Origin of the sequence: Allonocardiopsis opalescens, assembly GCF_003002095.1 — a bacterium.
In the GTDB taxonomy this organism is placed as follows: Bacteria; Actinomycetota; Actinomycetes; order Streptosporangiales; family Streptosporangiaceae; genus Allonocardiopsis; species Allonocardiopsis opalescens.
This window is the reverse complement of record NZ_PVZC01000002.1, coordinates 438,170-453,583: the sequence shown is the minus strand read 5'-3', so window position 1 is coordinate 453,583 and position 15,414 is coordinate 438,170. Positions and strand designations below refer to the sequence as shown.

Sequence of the window (15,414 nt, the reverse complement as noted above, 5' to 3'; positions counted from 1 at the left end):
GGATAGATCAAGCAAGCCGAACAAGGAGGCTCATCATGGCCCGCTCCGACGTCCTCGTGGACGCCGACTGGGTGGAAGCCCACCTGGACGACCCCAGCGTTGTCATCGCCGAGGTCGACGAGGACACGTCGGCGTACGACAAGGGGCACATCCGCAACGCGGTCAAGATCGACTGGAAGAAGGACCTGCAGGACCCGGTGCGGCGCGACTTCGTCGACCGCGAGGGCTTCGAGAAGCTGCTGTCCAGCCGGGGCATCGGCAACGACCACACCGTCGTGCTCTACGGCGGCAACAACAACTGGTTCGCCGCCTACGCCTACTGGTACTTCAAGCTCTACGGCCACCAGGACGTCAAGCTGCTCGACGGCGGCCGCAAGAAGTGGGAGCTGGACTCCCGCGAGCTGGTCGAGGAGGTGCCGGAGCGCACCCCCACCAGCTACAGCGCCTCCGAGCAGGACGCGTCCATCCGCGCCTTCCGCGACGAGGTCGTCGCGGCGATCGGCAGCAAGGCGCTGGTCGACGTGCGCTCGCCCGACGAGTTCACCGGCAAGCTGCTGGCCCCCGCGCACCTGCCGCAGGAGACCTCGCAGCGCCCCGGCCACATCCCCACGGCGCGCAACATCCCGTGGGCGAAGACCGCCAACGAGGACGGCACCTTCAAGTCCGACGAGGAGCTGAAGGAGCTGTACCAGGACGCCGGCGTCGACCTGGACAAGGACGTCATCGCCTACTGCCGGATCGGCGAGCGCTCCTCGCACACCTGGTTCGCCCTGCACGAGCTGCTCGGCCTGGACAACGTGAAGAACTACGACGGCTCCTGGACCGAGTACGGCTCGCTGGTGGGCGTGCCCGTGGAGCTGGGGGAGGCCAAGTGAGCGCCGACGGCTGCGGTGCCCCGGTGGGCGGGGTCGCGCTGGAGGACGTCGACGCGGGCGGCCAGGCCGTGATCCAGGGCACCGTCACCCGCGACGGCCGGCCCGTGCGCGGCGCCTACGCGCGGCTGCTCAACCCCGACGGTGAGTTCGCCGGCGAGGTCGCCACCGGCGACGAGGGCACCTTCCGCTTCTTCGCCGCCGACGGCCCCTGGCAGCTGCGCGTGCTCGCCTCGGGCGGCTTCGCCGAGACCTACCCGGTCCAGGCGGAGACCGGCAAGGTGATCGACGTCCAGGTCACCGCCTGAGCGCACCCGCCCGTTTCCGTCCCACGTCCGCTCCCGGCGCCCGCGCGGTGCCGGGAGCGGACGCGTCTGAGCGGCCGCGCCGCACCGCCCTGTCGTTCGGGTGACAACACCCTTACTCGCGCGCCGGACGGCGGAAGCGCCGCTGAGCTGCCCCGACGCCGCTACCAGCGGCTAAGTGATCACCAGGGCGGACATAGCGATCTGGACAGCGGCCAGCCCGCCTGAAAACCTTGTTGCCGAAAAACCCCGAACGGTGACGGGCCCCGAGACGCCTGGTCCAGCCCGCCCACCAGCCGGTTCCGCCGAACGCCCAAGGGTCCCATGCCGACGCCAGACGCCCGCCGACGCGGCCCTCGGCGTGCCAGATACCTGCTGCCGAAGACCATGCCGCGCCGTGCGCAGGTCCTCGGCGCCTGCTGGCTGCTGTGGCTGCTCGCGCACCTCGTGCTCGCGCAGCTGGCGCTGCTCGCCGTCGCGGGCCTCTACCTGATCGCCCGCGCCGCCAGGCTGCCCGCGTCCTGGCTGGTGGTGCCGGCCGCGTTCAGCCTGCTGTGGGCGCTGGTCACCGGGCCCGTCGACGCCGTCGCGGGGCTGGTGCGCGGCCCCCTTGAGGTGCTCGGCTACTTCGGCGGCGTCGCCGGCGACCCCGCCCGGCTGCGCGACCCCGCCGCCGCCTGGGCGGGCTGGGCCGGCTGGCTGCCCGGCCAGCTGCCGCTGGCCATCGCGGTCGGCGCCGCGGAGGCGGCATTCTTCGTCTGGCTCGACTGGCTGCACACCGACGAGTGGCGGGTGGGGCACCGCCACCCCTCCCCGCTGGTGCTGCTGCGCCGGGCCGGTTCGGGCCTGGCGGTGCGCCGGGGCGCGGTGCTGACCAAGGACGGCGTCGCGGTCGGCGTGGTGCGGCGCACCGGCGAGCGCGCGGTGCTGACCTGGCGCGAGCTGGCCGAGGGCGTGCTGACCGTCGGCATGTCCCGCACCGGGGTGAGCACCACCAGCTTCCAGCTCGTCTACGGGGCGCTGCGCCGCCGCAAGCCGGTGGTCGCCGTCGACCTGTCCGGCAGCGACGAGATCCGGCGCCGCTTCCTGGACGCCTGCCGCGCCACCGGTATCCCCGCCCAGGTCATCGGCCCCGGCGAGGCCGCCGTGTACGAGCCGCTGCGCCGCGGCGACCCCGCCCACCGCGCCGAACTCGTGCTCGGCATGGTCGACTGGGCGGGCATCGCCGAGCAGCACCGCAGGACCGCCCGCGCCTACCTGCGCGAGCTGTTCGCGGTGCTGGACGCCGCGCCCGGCGACCCCCGCACCCCCGTCCTGGCCGAGGTGGCGCACCTGCTCGGCCCGGCGGCGCTGCGGGCGCGCGCCGAGGTGATCCCCGCCCACCACCCGCACCGCAAGCGGCTGCTGGAGCGGGTCAAGGTCTGCGTCAAGGTGATCGAGGCCGACGCCCGGCCGCTGCCCACCGTCGCGGCGCGGCTGCGCGAACTGCTCGGCTCCGAACTCGGCCCCTCGCTGCGCCCCGACCCCGGGCGGCTCGCCGAGGGCGAGGCAGGCGACGGCGGCGTGGACCTCGAACGGCTCATCGTGCGGCGCGGCGCCGTCCTGTTCAGCCTGGACACCTCCGCCCACGGCCGCGCCGCCGCCTCCCTGGCCGGGCTGGTCGTCCACGACCTGCTGGCCCGCTGCGCCGAGCTGCGCGAGATGGGCATCGGCGGCGACGCCCTGGTCTGGATCGACCGCTGCGACGAACTGCCCGCCGAGCCCCTGGCCGAGCTGGTGAACCGGGGCGTGCGCGACGGCGTCGCCCCCGTCTTCACCACCTCCGACGACCGCGCCGAGGTCGGCTCCACCCTGGACCGCTTCGGCGAGCGCATGGGCACTGTGCTCATCCACCGGATGACCGACTCCGACGCCGCCTTCCGGCTGGCCCGGCTGGCCGGCGAGCGGCGCGGCACGGTGGCCGCGCCGGAGGTCGCCGAGAGCGCCGCGTACAGCGCCGGCCTGGACGAGCCGGGCGAGGGGCCCAGCCACGACCGCGTGCTGGCGGTCACCCCCGCCGAGATCCAGGAACTGGACGATTACACCTTCGTCATGGCCGTCAAACGGCCGAGGCGGCGCATGCTGGCCGACGTGCTCGCCGTGCCGCCGCGGCTCGGCCACGCCGCCGCGCCCGCCGACACCGGAACGGAGGCCGCCGAGCCCGCGCCGCCCGTCCCCGCCCGGAAGCGCGCCGCCGCCCCGGCCGATCCGGCCGGATCCGGTCGGCCCGGCGGCCGCGGCATGCCGCTCGCCGCCCCCGTCCCCGCCGACGCCGACGCCGGCCCGGCCGCGCCGCGGCAGCGCTGGCGGCCCCCCGACCTCGACCCCGCCCCGCCCGAGCCGCCCGCCCCGCCCATCCGCCCGACCGGCCCCGCGCCGCTACAGTTCCGCACACGGGGACCGCAGGACCGGGCGCCGGGCGGCTCGACCCCGCCGCCGCGCCGGAGACCCCGAACAACAGGCCCGTAGCACAGGCAGGAACTCGATGTCGGCTGATTCACCTGAGCTCCGCGTCCGCCCCGACCAGGTCAGACTGGGCTGGCAGTTCCGCCAGGACCACCCCGACCCCGGACCGCCGCCGCGCCGCCCCGTGCCCCCCGAGCACGACCGGATCAGCGACGACTGGGTCGCGGCCCAGCGCCGCGAGGAGAACCTGATCAACCGGCCGCTCAAGGCCGTGCTGATCGGCGCCGCCGCCGGCGTGGTCGTCTTCCTGGTGCTGACCGCCACCGGCGCGGTCAACTCCGTCCTGGGCGCGATCCTGATCGGCTGCTGCCTGGTGATCACCGCCCTCACCGCCTACGCCACCTGGCAGGGCGGCCAGGCGCTCAAGGAGCGCATCCGCGAGGAGCAGGAACGGCTGGACCGCATCCGGACCGAGAAGGACCGCAGGCTCCGCATCGAGCAGGAGGAGCACGCCGAACTCCACCACGTCTGGCAGGAGCGCCGCGAGGAGTTCGAACGGCAGCGCCCCTGGCAGGCCGTCGCCCTGCCGCCTGACGTCAACCGGGTCGACCTGGCCGGGGGCACCCTGGTCGGCTGGTCCGCGGCGGTCACCATGATCGGCGCCGCCCGGCTCGCGGCCGGCGGCGACGTGATCGTGCTCGACCTGTCCGACGGCGCCGTCGCCACCGACCTGGTCGCGATGGCCGAGCGCTCGGGCGTCGACCCGCTGGTGTGGGTGCTCCCGGCCGACCTGCCCCGGCTCGACCTCGGCCTGGGCCTGGGGCGGGAGGCCACCGCCGACCTGCTCTCGCTGGTCGTCAGCGTCAGTGAGAAGGAGAGCAGCACCCGAGACCTCTCCTTCGACAACTCCATCCTCGACCGCCTGCTCGGCATCCTCGGCGAGGGCGCCACCATCGCCTCCGTCGCCGCCGCGCTGCGCGCCCTGGCCCAGGTGGGCGACCCGCGCGACGACGTGCGGGCCGGTCTGCTCACCCCCGAGCAGGTGGAGCGGATCACCACCCTGTACGGCCAGGGCGCCACCGACCGGGTGGTGATCGAGCGCGCCTGGGCGCTGGAGGCGCAGCTGCGCAAGCTGGAGTCGCTGGGCACCCGCCCGGCCCGGATGCCGCGCTCGCGGCTGCGGGTGGTCGCCACCGACCGCCGCTCCGGCGTCTTCGGCAACAAGGTGCTCGGCACCTACGCGGTCACCGCGCTCACCCACCTGCTCCGCCAGGCGCCCGAGGCGCTGCCCTGGCAGCACACCCTGATCGTCTGCGGCGCCGAGAAGCTGCGCGGCGACGTGCTCGACCGGCTCACCGACGCCTGCGAGTCCACCCGCGCCGGACTCGTGCTCGCCTACCGCTCGCTGGGCGCCCCCGTGAAGGAGCGGCTCGGCCGGGGCCACGCCGCCGTCGCGTACATGCGGCTGGGCAACGCCGAGGACGCCAAGGCGGCCGCCGAGCAGCTGGGCACCGAGCACCGCTTCGTGCTCAGCCAGCTCACCGAGACCGTCGGCTCCTCCATCACCGACACCCTCGGCGACTCCTACACCTCCACCGTCGGCACCAGCGACTCCACCTCCACCACCTACTCGGAGTCCACCAGCAAGGGCCGCAGCCGGGGCAGCGGCCACAGCGACGACGGCTGGCTGCTGTCGGCGTCGGGCACCTTCTCCAGCAGCCGCGACGCGAACTCCTCCTTCTCCACCAGCGACTCCACCGCCATCAGCGAGGGCATCAACGCCTCCACCGCCTGGGGGCGGAACACCTCCCGCGCGATCGGCACCAACGAGTCGCAGGCGCAGAGCCTCCAGCGCTCCCGCGAGTTCCTGGTCGAGCAGCACGAGCTGCAGCAGCTGCCCGCCACCGCGATGATCATCACCTACGCCGACGCGAGCGGGCGCAGGCTGGTGCTGGCCGACGTCAACCCCGCCCTGCACGCCCTGGAGAACCGCACCATCGCGGAGTTCGACGGCGCCCGCCGCACCGGCGGCGTGGCCGCGCCGGTGCCCGAGGCGCCGGTGCCGGGCGCGGCCGCCCCGGCGCCGCTGCCGCCGCCCGACGCCCCCGAGGAGCCCGCCCAGGCCGGGCCCGCCGCCCGCCCCGTCGTGCCCAGCCGGGTCGACCCGCCGTCCCCGATGTCCACCGCCCCGCCCAACCTCGGGCCGCCGCCGGAACGGCTGGACTGGCGCACCCGGAGGCCCCGCCGCTGAGGCCCTCGGCCGCCCGCCGCGCCGTTACGGGTCGGTTACCCGTGCGCGGCGGCCGGCCGGGGCGGCTACGATCCTTCAGACGGAGTCCTGCCCGTTGTCGGCTGTGATGTGGAGAAGATGAGCAAGCTATCGTTGCGAGCCCGGCTCGCCGCGACGCTGGGACTCAGCGCCGCGCGGCTGTCGCGGGCCACCGGCCGGGGCGACGGCTCGGTCATCGGCGGACGGGTCGCCCTCAAGGTCGAGCCCGACGTACTCGCCGAACTGTCCCGCGGCCGCCAGTTGGCCCTGGTCAGCGCCACCAACGGCAAGACCACCACCACCCGGCTGATCACCAACGCGCTGCGCGCGCTCGGCCCGGTCGCCACCAACGAGTTCGGCGCGAACATGCCGTCGGGCCACATCACCGCGCTCTCCTCCGACCTCGAAGCGCGCAACGCCGTGCTGGAGGTCGACGAGAAGTACCTGCCGATGGTGCTGTCCGACACCAAGGCGGCCGTGGTGGTGCTGATGAACCTCAGCCGCGACCAGATGGACCGCGCCTCCGAGATCAACCTGCTCGCCCAGAAGTGGCGCTTCGCGCTGCGCGGCAGTCCCGCGCACGTCGTCGCCAACTGCGACGAGCCGCTGGTCGCCTGGGCCGGCCTCGGCTCCTCCAATGCCACCTGGGTGGCGGCCGGCCAGCGGTGGAAGGAGGACTCCTGGTGCTGCCCCGAGTGCGGCGGCCACCTCGACCGCTCCGCCGACCCCCACTGGGAGTGCCACGAGTGCGGCCTGCGCCGCCCTGAGCCGTCCTGGGTCCTCGACGGCGACACCGTCACCGACCCCCACGGCCGCAAGCACGAGCTGCGGATGAAGCTGCCCGGCGACGCCAACCGCGCCAACGCCGCCATCGCGCTGGCCACCGCCGCCGTCTTCGGCGTGCCGCCCGACAACGCGCTGCCGCGGCTGCGCGAGGTCACCTCGGTGGCCGGGCGCTACTCCTCGATCCAGCGCGGCCCCGTCGAGGTGCGGCTGCTGATGGCCAAGAACCCCGCGGGCTGGCTGGAGTCCTTCGCCATCCTCGACCCCCCGCCGGTGCCGGTGGCGCTGTCGGTGAACGCCCAGGTGCCCGACGGCCGCGACACCTCCTGGCTGTGGGACGTCGACTACACCGTGCTGCGCGGCCGCAAGGTGTTCGTGCTCGGCGAGCGCCGCACCGACCTCGCGCTGCGCCTGGACACCGACGACGTCGAGTTCGAGGTCATCGACCACATCGACCAGGCCGTCGCCAAGACCGGCACCAAGCGCCTGGACGTGGTCGCCAACTACACCGCCTTCCAGCAGATCCGCACGGAGTGGGGCAGGGTCACGTGAACGACAGCGCGCTTCGGATCGTCTGGATCTACCCCGACCTGCTCAGCACCTACGGCGACCAGGGCAACGCCCTCATCCTGGAGCGCCGCGCCCGGCTGCGCGGCATCCCCACCGAGATCGTGCACGTCCACTCCAGCGACGCCGTGCCGGTCGAGGGCGACGTCTACCTGCTCGGCGGCGGCGAGGACCGCCCGCAGATCCTGGCCGCGCGGCGGCTGATCGCCGACGGCGGCCTCAAGCGCGCCGCCGAGCGCGGCGCCGCCGTGCTGGCCATCTGCGCCGGATACCAGATCATCGGCGAGACCTTCGGCGACGACAAGGATAATCCCATCGCCGGGGTGGGCCTGCTCGACATCCGCAGCGGCCGCGGCGACCGCCGCGCGGTCGGCGAGCTGGTCGCCGACGTGGATCCCGCGCTGGGCGTGCCGAGGATCACCGGCTTCGAGAACCACCAGGGCCGCACCCAGCTCGGCCCCGGCACCACCCCGCTGTCGCGCACGGTGGTCGGCGTCGGCAATGGCGACGGCTTCGAGGGCGGCTACGCCGGACACGTCGTCGGCAGCTACCTGCACGGCCCGGCCCTGCCGCGCAACCCCGGCCTGGCCGACCTGCTGCTGCGCTGGACGGTCGGCGAGATCCCGCCGCTGCCGCCCGGCTGGGGCGAGCGGCTGCGCGAGGAGCGGCTGGCCGCCGCCATCGGCTGAGCGGGCCCGGCTCCGCTCAGCCGAACACCGGCAGCAGCGCCGCCACCGCCCCGCCCGCGGCCGCCACGGCCGCGCCGATGAAGCCGATCCGCTCCCGGATGTGCAGGCCCTTGGTGATCTCGGCCTCGCTGCGGGTGGAGACGACGAACTCCTGCCCCTCGGGCTTGGCCATCACCAGCTCGGGCCCCTGCCGCACCACCTGGCCGAGCGCGTACAGCCGGGTGCCGGGGGTGATGATCCACTCCCGGTAGGTGTAGCCGAGGGTGCCGCCACCCCCGGCCCGGAAGCTGAACGGGCCCAGCTGCACGGTGTGGCCGTCGCGGGCCTCCTGGTAGCGGTCGAAGCTCTTGACCGCGCCGTCGACCGACGCCTCCGCGGGCGCGAGGGTGAGCAGACCGCTGTCGTCCTGGAGCCGGAAGGGCGCCGGTGAGCGCTCGTCGGCCACCTGCTGCTGCCTCCGCCGCCGCTCGCGCCGCTTGGTCTGGGAGTTGTACTCCCACTTCTCGTAGTGGCGGGTGACGGTGGTGCGGTGCCACACGCACGCCGTGCCCGAGAACGGGCCGCGCACCGGCCCGCCGGCACCGGGCTGCGCGACCCCCACGGCCTCGCAGTGCAGTTCGGCCCGCAGCCCGAGGGCCTGGTTCATCTCCACCACGCTCAGCGTGGGGGTGTCCTGCATCCGCCACCGCTTCTTGCGCGAGAGGTACCCGAACACGGCCAGCCCGGCCGCCACCACCCCGAGCCCCAGCGCCACTATCAGTTCGACCTGCACTCCGCCCCCCCCTCGTCCCGCGCCGCCGGATGGCGGCGGCCATGCGGTTATACCGCGCCATAAGAGACGCATGGACCGGTGGCGGGCGACAGGGGCGGAAGCGGCCGGATCAGGTCAGACGGCCGCCGGTGCCGCGCGTCCAGGACGGTCCGCCGCATGTCCGGGCGAAGGACAGGGACGCTGTGGCCCGGCTCGGGGCGGATGCGATCGAAGCGCTCCGGCTAGTACACCAGCGCCTGTACGCCCTCGGCGGTGACCTCTTCGACGAAGGCGGGGGCACCGGCGATGCGGACGCCGTCGAGCAGGTCCTCGCCGGTGAGGCCGCGGCGGGCGGCGCACTGGGTGCAGACGGTGATGCGTCCGGCGGCCAGGACCGTGCCGATCAGGTCGGCGAGCGGGGCCGCCTCGGGGAGTTCGAACTCCTCGGCGCGGCCGGGGACGGCCAGCCAGGCGGCCTCGCCGGTGAGCCAGAGGGAGATCTCCACCCCGCTGGCGGCGGCCGAGGCCGCGACGGTGAACGCCTGGTTGCAGCGTTCGGGCTCGTCGGTTCCGGCCGTGGCCTTGATCACCAGAGAGCGCGCCATGCCAGCACCCTAACCGCTGTACGGGCCGGGTGGTCCAGGGGCGGGGGCCGGGTTCAGCCGATGGCGAGCAGGGTGACGCCCGCCGCGGCCGTCAGCACGACGGTGACGCCGTAGCCGACGGCGCGGACCGCGTCGGCGGGGCCGAAGGGCGGGTGCGGGGCGGGCGGGGCGGCGGCGAAGCGCAGCCGCCCGTCGGGCGGTGCCGTCAGCACCGGCACACCGTCGCGCTCCTCGACCGCGCCGGTGACCTCCAGTTGCTCGCCCGGTCTGACCACCCACTCCAGGTACTCGAACTCCAGGGTCTCGCCGCGGAACACGCCCGAGATGCGGCCGGCCACCCGGGCGAGGAGGTCGTCGCCCTTGCCGCTGCGCTCGGCGCTGCGCGAGATCACCCGTTGCAGGCACATGAGCGCGTCGTCGGGCACGGCCTCGCGGCCGTCGACCAGCAGCCGACCGAAGGGGCCGGTCAGCACGAAGGTGTCGGGCGAGGTGAACTCGGCGATGGAGTCCCACCGCAGCTCGCCGGGCGGCGCCTCGCCGCCCTGGGAGGGGTCGGGCCGCTCCGCGGTCTCGGCGTGCGCCGGGCGGCGGCGGGGGGCCGGGCGGGTGCGGTAGTGGCGGCGGACCTCGTGGCCGTGCCAGACGCACTCCACCCCGGCCAGCCGCGACTCCACCGGGCCGCCGGGGCCCGGGGCGGCGGTGCCGACCAGCACCGCGGGCACGCCCGGCTCCGGCGGCGGCGCCATCCGGCGCCGTGCCGCCTCCCGCCACCAGCGCCGCAGCGCCGTCCAGGCCAGCGGGGCGACCAGCGCCGCGACGATCACGAGCGCAGCACCGGCCAGCGCCATCACGCGCGTCCTCTCGGGTCGTTCGGTTGCTCGTTATGGTTCCGATATTCATACACCGTCGCCGAAGCCGCGGAGGCCACAAGGGCGACGGGGTGATGAACACCGCGTAGTACCACCGAAGCCCCGCGCACCTTGCGTAGGCTGGGCCCCCATGGACACACCGCTGCACCCGGCTCTGGAGAGGCTGTCGTTCCTGCTCGGCGTCTGGGAGGGCGCCGGAGTGGGCGGGCACGCCACCATGGACGGCTTCCGCTTCGGGCAGGAAGTCACCTTCACCCACACCGGCCGGCCCTACCTCGTGTACACCAGCACCGCCTGGCGCCTCGACGACGACGGCCGCATCGGCGAGACGGTTGCCGCGGAGTCGGGCTTCTGGCGGCCCGTGAGCGCCGCGCGGCCGGGCGCCGACGGCGCGCAGGCGGGCGCCGAGGAGGCCGAAGGGCTCGACAACGGCGTAGAGGTGCTGCTGACGCACCCCGAGGGCTATTCGGAGGTCTACGTCGGCACAGTGGCCTTCCGCCGGGTGGAGCTGCACACCGATGTGGTGGCGCGCACCGAGACCGCGCACGAGGTGACCGGCGGCCACCGGCTGTACGGGATGATCGGCGAGGACCTGGGCTACGCCTGGGACATCGCGGCCTTCGGGGAGCCGCTCCAGTCGTACCTGTCGGCGCAGCTCAAGCGGGTGCGCTGAGGTCCGGCGGCGCTCGGCCGAGACGAGAAGGGGGCCGCCGGCCGGCCCCCGAAAATGGGCGAACCCCTGGGTCGTCTCCGGACGGAGACCGGTCGACCGGACTGGTGTCGACCCCCAGGGGCCCGGGTGTCTGCCTTGGATTCGCGAGCCGTCATCGACTGGCAACCAGGCGACGGCGGCTAGCGGACAGCCACCTCGCGAGTCCTAGAAGCATGCACTTTCGGACCACCTCCTTTCGCGCGTAGTTGAACGCTATGCGGCACCGGACGCAGGAGGCAACTCTTTTTTCGTGAGCCGCGTCGCACGGCCATGCATACACTCGGAGGCATGTCGGCGACCTGGCACCAAGAACTCCGCTCCCGCGGCTACCGGGTGACCCCGCAGCGGCAGATGGTGCTGGAGGCCATCGAGCACCTGGTGCACGCCACCCCGGAGGAGATCTGCGCCAAGGTGCAGGAGACCGCCAGGGGCGTGAACATCTCCACCGTGTACCGCACCCTGGAGCTGCTGGAGGAGCTGGGGCTGGTCACCCACACCCACCTCAGCCACGGCGCCCCCACCTACCACCTCGCCGAGCACGCCGACCACATCCACCTGGTCTGCCGCGACTGCGGCGAGGTCATCGAGATCAGCCCGTCCGTCGCCGACGGCTTCGTGAACCGGCTGCGCGGCGAACTCGGCTTCGAGACCGACATCCACCACCTCACCGTCTTCGGCCGCTGCGGCGGCTGCCCCGGCGACCACGCGCCCGCGGGCCGCGCCTCGCAAGGGCAGCACCACGGCCGCTGACGGTCAGCGCGGCGCGGCCGCGCCGCCGGGGCGGGGGTAGCGGACGACCAGGACGGCCTCGGCGTCGCCGTCCGGGGCGCTGTACTCGTGCGGCACGTCGGCGGCCCAGTCCGCCTGCCGCCCCGGGCCCACGAGGGTGGCCGCTCCGGTGGGGCCCACCCGGGCGGTGCCGCCGAGGACAATGATGCGCTCCGTGGTGCCGGGAGGGTGGGCGGGCGACTCCTGGAGCGCGCCGGCGCGGACGCGCACCCGGAAGACCTCCGTGGTCGCCTCGTCGTCCTGGTACCGCTCCAGCAGCACCGCGTCGACCGCCCCGCCGGACACCTCGGCCTGCGCGGTGGCGGGGGTGAGCACCGCGGTGAGGTGCGTGGAGAGCGCCGTGGTGAGCGCGTAGAGGGTCTCCAGGGTGGGATTGCGCCGGCCGCTCTCCAGTTCGGAGAGCGTCGCCTTGCCCAGGCCGGAGCGCCGGGCCAGCTCGGAGAGGGAGATGCCCTGCTCCGTGCGGAGTTCTCGCAGACGTCGGCCCACCTGGCCGGCCAGATCCATGCTTCCCCTCGGCTCGCCTTCGGTGCGGGACGCCTTGACTGTACGCCGTCCGGTCCCTAGTGTTCCGCAAACAGAACGTTCTGTTTATGGAACGGAGGCGCCATGGCCGTCACCCGGCTCCGGCACATCCCCGGCATCGGCGTGGACCAGGTGGGCGAGGCGGCCGACGCCGCCCGCGACCCCGAGCTGCTGCGCCTGGAGAACCTGGACACCGACCTGCGGCCGCCGCGCGTCGCACTGGAGACCACCCGCGCCGCGGTCGACGACCCCGCCGCCAACAGCTACCTGCCCTTCCGCGGGCGCCGCTCGCTGCGCGAGGCCGCCGCCCGGCACGTCGGCAGCCTCGCGGGTGCGGCCTACGACCCCGACACCGAGTGCGTGAGCGTGGCGGGCGGCCTCAACGGAGTGCTCAACGTGCTGCTCGCCGTGGTCGAGCCGGGCCGCGAGGTGGTGCTGGCGGACCCCGTCTACGCCGGGCTGGCCAACCGCGTCCGGCTCGCCGGCGGCGTGCCCCGGCACGTGCCGTCCACCCGTGCGGCGGCGGGCTGGGAGACCGACCCCGACGAGCTCGCCGCCGCGGTCGGCCCCGACACCGCGGCCGTGCTGGTCATGTCGCCCGCGATGCCGACCGGAGCCGTCCTCGACCGCCGCCACTGGGACGCGCTGGCCCCGGCCGTGGCCGAACACGGCTGCTGGCTGGTCTACGACGCCGCGATGGAGCGGATCCGCTTCGACGGGCGCGCCCCCGACCACCCCGCCGCCCACCCCGGCCTGGCCGAGCGCACCATCACCGTGGGCTCCGCCGCCAAGGAGCTGCGCATGATCGGCTGGCGGGTCGGCTGGGTCGTCGGACCGGCCGCCATCATGGCCGATGTCGAACTGGTCGGGCTGACCAATGTCGTCTGCCAGGTCGGCATCGCACAGGAGGCGGTCGCCGCCGCCCTGACCGCTCCGGACGCGGCCGCCGACGTCGCCGCCGCGACCCGCGAGTGGCAGCGGCGCCGCGACCTCGTGCTGAGGCAGCTCGCCGACTACCCCTGCGTCCGCCCGCACGGCGGCTGGTCCCTGCTCGTCGACACCGGCGCCATGGGCCTCGCCCCCGCGGCGGCCGCCGAACTGCTCTTCCACCGCGGCCGCGTCGCGGCGACGCCCATGACCGGCTGGGGCCCCAGCGGCGCCGACTTCCTGCGCCTGGTGTTCTCCAACGAGCCGGTGGAACGCCTCGGCGGCCTGCGCGACCGCTTCCGGGCGGCGCTCGGCTGAGGCCGGGGGCGGGGTGCCGGGCGGCGGTCCGTCACACGGCGAGGTCGCGGTCGGGCACGGTGCCGGTGCGCGGCGCCTCGTGCGGGCGGCCCTTCAGCTCGTGGAAGCCCGGCACACCCGCGACCAGCAGGGTGCCGTCCCACAGCCGCCCGGCGTCCTCGCCCACCGGCACCCGGGAGATGACCGGGCCGAAGAAGGCGGTCGCCTCCGGGCCCCGGTCGGCGTCCACCGCGATGACCGGGGTACCGACGTGGTCGCCGCCGATCAGCTCCATCGCGCGCCCGTGCGAGGCGCGGACGGCGCCGTCGTGCTCGGTGGCGGTGGCGGCCCCGGCCAGTTCCACCGGCAGGCCCGCCTCGGCCAGGGCGTCGGGGACCGCCTCCCAGTCCGGGCCGCCGGGCCCGTGGAAGCGGCGGCCCAGCGCGGTGTAGAAGCGGCCGAGCGCCTGCTCGCCGCCGTGGGCCGCCACGGCGGCGCAGATCCGCACCGGCATCCACAGGTAGCCCTCGGTGTCGCCCTCGGGGTCCTCGTCGCGGTGCTCGTTCAGGACCGCCAGGCTCATCACGTGCCAGCGCACCGCGACGGGCCTGACCCGCTCGACCTCCCGCATCCACCGGGAGGTGAGCCAGGTGTAGGGGCAGGCCGGGTCGAACCAGAAGTCCACCGCGACCGGGCCGTTCTCCGGGCCCGCCGTGGTCTGCGCCATCGTCCGTCCTCTCAGCCGCCGCGCGGCGCGTACATGATGACGGCGACGCCGACCAGGCAGATCAGCGCCCCGATGATGTCGTAGCGGTCCGGCCGGTAGCCGTCGAGCACCATGCCCCACACCAGCGACCCGGCCACGAACACCCCGCCGTAGGCGGCCAGGATGCGGCCGAAGTGCGCGTCGGGCTGGAGGGTGGCGACGAAGCCGTACAGGCCCAGCGCCAGCACCCCGGCGCCGATCCAGATCCAGCCGCGGTGCTCGCGCACGCCCTGCCAGACCAGCCAGGCGCCGCCGATCTCGGCCAGCGCGGCGAGCGCGAACAGCAGGATGGAGCGGAGCGGCATGGCGGCCCTTCGATCGCGGGGCCCGTCGGCACGGACCGGCCCGCCAACGCTACCGAACGGACGGACCGGCGCCGAAAAGCTCCGCGAGCATGCCGAGGCCCGCCTCGGGCGCCCGCACCGCCATGCGCAACCCCTCGGCGTCCAGCTCCAGGGTGAAGGCGAAGAAGCCGCAGCAGTCCAGCTCGGCCGCTGCCAGCCGCGCCAGCTCGGCGGCCAGCTCCGGTTCCGTCGGAAAGATCAGCCGTACTCCGTCAGGTCGCGCCTCCCGCCGCACGGCCCGCGCCGCCAGCGCCCGCCAGGCGGCGACCCGCGCCGCCATCGCGTCCGGGGGCAGCGAGCAGGCGGCGGCCGGGGCAGCCGCCGCGTCCGCGCGGCAGGCGCAGTCGCGGCCGCACGCGGCGGGGGCGGCGCCGCGCTCGACGGGTGCGGCGTCCGGGAAGCGCGCCGGGGCGGCGCGGTGGTCGACGCAGCCGCAGCCGTCGCGGCACGGGCCGGACGGGGGCGGGGCGGCCAGGGCGGCGTCCGCCTCGGCCAGGGCGGCGGCGCCGGCCGCGAGTCCGGCGGCGCGCTCGGCCGTGCGCTCGGCGCGCTCGGCGAGCAGCGGGCGCAGCGCGGCCCGCACGGGGCCGCAGGCGCCGCCCTCCCAGACCGCCAGCAGGCGGCCGATCTCGGGCAGCGGCAGGCCGTAGGACCTGGCGGTGCGGATCAGGGCGAGGCGGTCGAGGTCGGTGTCGCCGTAGCGGCGGTGGCCCGCGGCCGTGCGGCGGGCCGGGAGCAGGCCCGCCTGCTCGTAGAAGCGGAGCGTGCTCGCCGGGAAGCCGCTGCGCGCGGCGAGGTCGGAGATCCGGTAGTCGCCCATGGGGCGACGGTACGCCTTCGAGTCGGGTCGAAGGTCAAGTGCCGGGGCCGGCCGTGACCAGGGACGTGCGGCCCCGGCG

Annotated in this window: 16 protein-coding genes; 9 read left to right on the top strand and 7 right to left on the bottom strand. The window is 75.0% G+C overall.

Features of this window, described 5'->3' with window-relative positions; translation table 11 throughout:
- Positions 1–35 precede the first annotated feature (35 nt).
- The 6 genes from CLV72_RS08785 to CLV72_RS08760 all read left to right on the top strand — a co-directional run bounded on the left by CLV72_RS08785 (position 36) and on the right by CLV72_RS08760 (position 7,930).
- Positions 36–875, top strand: a complete 840-nt coding sequence (locus CLV72_RS08785; protein WP_106242778.1) for a sulfurtransferase — start codon at positions 36–38, stop codon at positions 873–875.
- Positions 872–1,180 carry a DUF1416 domain-containing protein gene (locus CLV72_RS08780; RefSeq protein ID WP_106242775.1) on the top strand — a complete coding sequence of 103 codons (309 nt, stop codon included), beginning with the start codon at positions 872–874 and terminating at the stop codon, positions 1,178–1,180. Before CLV72_RS08785 ends, CLV72_RS08780 begins: the two co-directional genes overlap by 4 nt.
- A 321-nt stretch (positions 1,181–1,501) precedes the next feature.
- Positions 1,502–3,685: a type IV secretory system conjugative DNA transfer family protein gene (locus CLV72_RS08775; protein WP_146159391.1), complete on the top strand. Its 2,184-nt coding sequence runs from the start codon at positions 1,502–1,504 to the stop codon at positions 3,683–3,685.
- A 16-nt stretch (positions 3,686–3,701) separates the two neighbouring features.
- Positions 3,702–5,873 carry a coiled-coil domain-containing protein gene (locus CLV72_RS08770; RefSeq protein ID WP_211302776.1) on the top strand — a complete coding sequence of 724 codons (2,172 nt, stop codon included), beginning with the start codon at positions 3,702–3,704 and terminating at the stop codon, positions 5,871–5,873.
- A 117-nt stretch (positions 5,874–5,990) separates the two neighbouring features.
- The gene (locus CLV72_RS08765; protein ID WP_106243595.1) at positions 5,991–7,226 is read left to right on the top strand and encodes a MurT ligase domain-containing protein; all 1,236 of its coding nucleotides are present in this window, start codon (positions 5,991–5,993) and stop codon (positions 7,224–7,226) included.
- Positions 7,223–7,930, top strand: a complete 708-nt coding sequence (locus CLV72_RS08760) for a type 1 glutamine amidotransferase (protein WP_106242768.1) — start codon at positions 7,223–7,225, stop codon at positions 7,928–7,930. Before CLV72_RS08765 ends, CLV72_RS08760 begins: the two co-directional genes overlap by 4 nt.
- A gap of 16 nt (positions 7,931–7,946) precedes the next feature.
- Here CLV72_RS08760 and CLV72_RS08755 read toward each other — a convergent pair whose 3' ends face one another.
- The 3 genes from CLV72_RS08755 to CLV72_RS08745 form a co-directional block, all read right to left on the bottom strand.
- On the bottom strand, positions 7,947–8,702 hold the full coding sequence (locus CLV72_RS08755; RefSeq protein WP_170140923.1) for a GIDE domain-containing protein: 756 nt from the start codon (positions 8,700–8,702) through the stop codon (positions 7,947–7,949).
- A gap of 221 nt (positions 8,703–8,923) precedes the next feature.
- The gene (locus tag CLV72_RS08750) at positions 8,924–9,286 is read right to left on the bottom strand and encodes a DsrE family protein (RefSeq protein ID WP_106242760.1); all 363 of its coding nucleotides are present in this window, start codon (positions 9,284–9,286) and stop codon (positions 8,924–8,926) included.
- Positions 9,287–9,339: 53 nt separating this feature from the next.
- Positions 9,340–10,134, bottom strand: a complete 795-nt coding sequence (locus CLV72_RS08745) for a GIDE domain-containing protein (protein ID WP_106242757.1) — start codon at positions 10,132–10,134, stop codon at positions 9,340–9,342.
- Between the two features lie 151 nt (positions 10,135–10,285).
- Here CLV72_RS08745 and CLV72_RS08740 point away from each other — a divergent pair, with 151 nt between their 5' ends.
- Together CLV72_RS08740 and CLV72_RS08735 are read left to right on the top strand one after the other, a co-directional pair.
- Positions 10,286–10,828, top strand: a complete 543-nt coding sequence (locus tag CLV72_RS08740; protein WP_106242754.1) for a heme-binding beta-barrel domain-containing protein — start codon at positions 10,286–10,288, stop codon at positions 10,826–10,828.
- A gap of 327 nt (positions 10,829–11,155) precedes the next feature.
- Positions 11,156–11,617: a Fur family transcriptional regulator gene (locus CLV72_RS08735; RefSeq protein ID WP_106242750.1), complete on the top strand. Its 462-nt coding sequence runs from the start codon at positions 11,156–11,158 to the stop codon at positions 11,615–11,617.
- A gap of 3 nt (positions 11,618–11,620) precedes the next feature.
- Here CLV72_RS08735 and CLV72_RS08730 read toward each other — a convergent pair whose 3' ends face one another.
- Positions 11,621–12,163 (bottom strand): helix-turn-helix domain-containing protein, encoded by a 543-nt coding sequence (locus tag CLV72_RS08730; RefSeq protein WP_106242745.1) that lies wholly within the window; start codon positions 12,161–12,163, stop codon positions 11,621–11,623.
- A 102-nt stretch (positions 12,164–12,265) separates the two neighbouring features.
- On the opposite strand from CLV72_RS08730, the gene CLV72_RS08725 reads away from it, so the two are divergent.
- Complete coding sequence (locus CLV72_RS08725) at positions 12,266–13,426, top strand: pyridoxal phosphate-dependent aminotransferase (RefSeq protein ID WP_106242742.1); 1,161 nt, start codon at positions 12,266–12,268, stop codon at positions 13,424–13,426.
- Between the two features lie 31 nt (positions 13,427–13,457).
- On the opposite strand, the gene CLV72_RS08720 is transcribed toward CLV72_RS08725, so the two are convergent.
- Genes CLV72_RS08720 through CLV72_RS08710 form a run of 3 tightly spaced genes read right to left on the bottom strand, consistent with a single transcriptional unit; the run spans position 13,458 to position 15,335 of the window.
- Positions 13,458–14,132, bottom strand: a complete 675-nt coding sequence (locus CLV72_RS08720; protein ID WP_106242739.1) for a mycothiol-dependent nitroreductase Rv2466c family protein — start codon at positions 14,130–14,132, stop codon at positions 13,458–13,460.
- 11 nt (positions 14,133–14,143) lie between these two features.
- The gene (locus tag CLV72_RS08715) at positions 14,144–14,476 is read right to left on the bottom strand and encodes a YnfA family protein (RefSeq protein WP_106242736.1); all 333 of its coding nucleotides are present in this window, start codon (positions 14,474–14,476) and stop codon (positions 14,144–14,146) included.
- A gap of 49 nt (positions 14,477–14,525) precedes the next feature.
- On the bottom strand, positions 14,526–15,335 hold the full coding sequence (locus tag CLV72_RS08710) for a MerR family transcriptional regulator (protein ID WP_106242733.1): 810 nt from the start codon (positions 15,333–15,335) through the stop codon (positions 14,526–14,528).
- Between the last annotated feature and the right edge of the window lie 79 nt (positions 15,336–15,414).

Bases quoted from the DNA above. Each gene is read 5' to 3' on its own strand.
- CLV72_RS08785 (WP_106242778.1), top strand. From the start codon at position 36: ATGGCCCGCTCCGACGTCCTCGTGGACGCCGACTGGGTGGAAGCCCAC.
- CLV72_RS08775 (WP_146159391.1), top strand. From the start codon at position 1,502: ATGCCGACGCCAGACGCCCGCCGACGCGGCCCTCGGCGTGCCAGATAC.
- CLV72_RS08770 (WP_211302776.1), top strand. From the start codon at position 3,702: ATGTCGGCTGATTCACCTGAGCTCCGCGTCCGCCCCGACCAGGTCAGA.
- CLV72_RS08765 (WP_106243595.1), top strand. From the start codon at position 5,991: ATGAGCAAGCTATCGTTGCGAGCCCGGCTCGCCGCGACGCTGGGACTC.
- CLV72_RS08750 (WP_106242760.1), bottom strand. From the start codon at position 9,286: ATGGCGCGCTCTCTGGTGATCAAGGCCACGGCCGGAACCGACGAGCCC.
- CLV72_RS08745 (WP_106242757.1), bottom strand. From the start codon at position 10,134: ATGGCGCTGGCCGGTGCTGCGCTCGTGATCGTCGCGGCGCTGGTCGCC.
- CLV72_RS08740 (WP_106242754.1), top strand. From the start codon at position 10,286: ATGGACACACCGCTGCACCCGGCTCTGGAGAGGCTGTCGTTCCTGCTC.
- CLV72_RS08735 (WP_106242750.1), top strand. From the start codon at position 11,156: ATGTCGGCGACCTGGCACCAAGAACTCCGCTCCCGCGGCTACCGGGTG.
- CLV72_RS08730 (WP_106242745.1), bottom strand. From the start codon at position 12,163: ATGGATCTGGCCGGCCAGGTGGGCCGACGTCTGCGAGAACTCCGCACG.
- CLV72_RS08725 (WP_106242742.1), top strand. From the start codon at position 12,266: ATGGCCGTCACCCGGCTCCGGCACATCCCCGGCATCGGCGTGGACCAG.
- CLV72_RS08720 (WP_106242739.1), bottom strand. From the start codon at position 14,132: ATGGCGCAGACCACGGCGGGCCCGGAGAACGGCCCGGTCGCGGTGGAC.
- CLV72_RS08715 (WP_106242736.1), bottom strand. From the start codon at position 14,476: ATGCCGCTCCGCTCCATCCTGCTGTTCGCGCTCGCCGCGCTGGCCGAG.
- CLV72_RS08710 (WP_106242733.1), bottom strand. From the start codon at position 15,335: ATGGGCGACTACCGGATCTCCGACCTCGCCGCGCGCAGCGGCTTCCCG.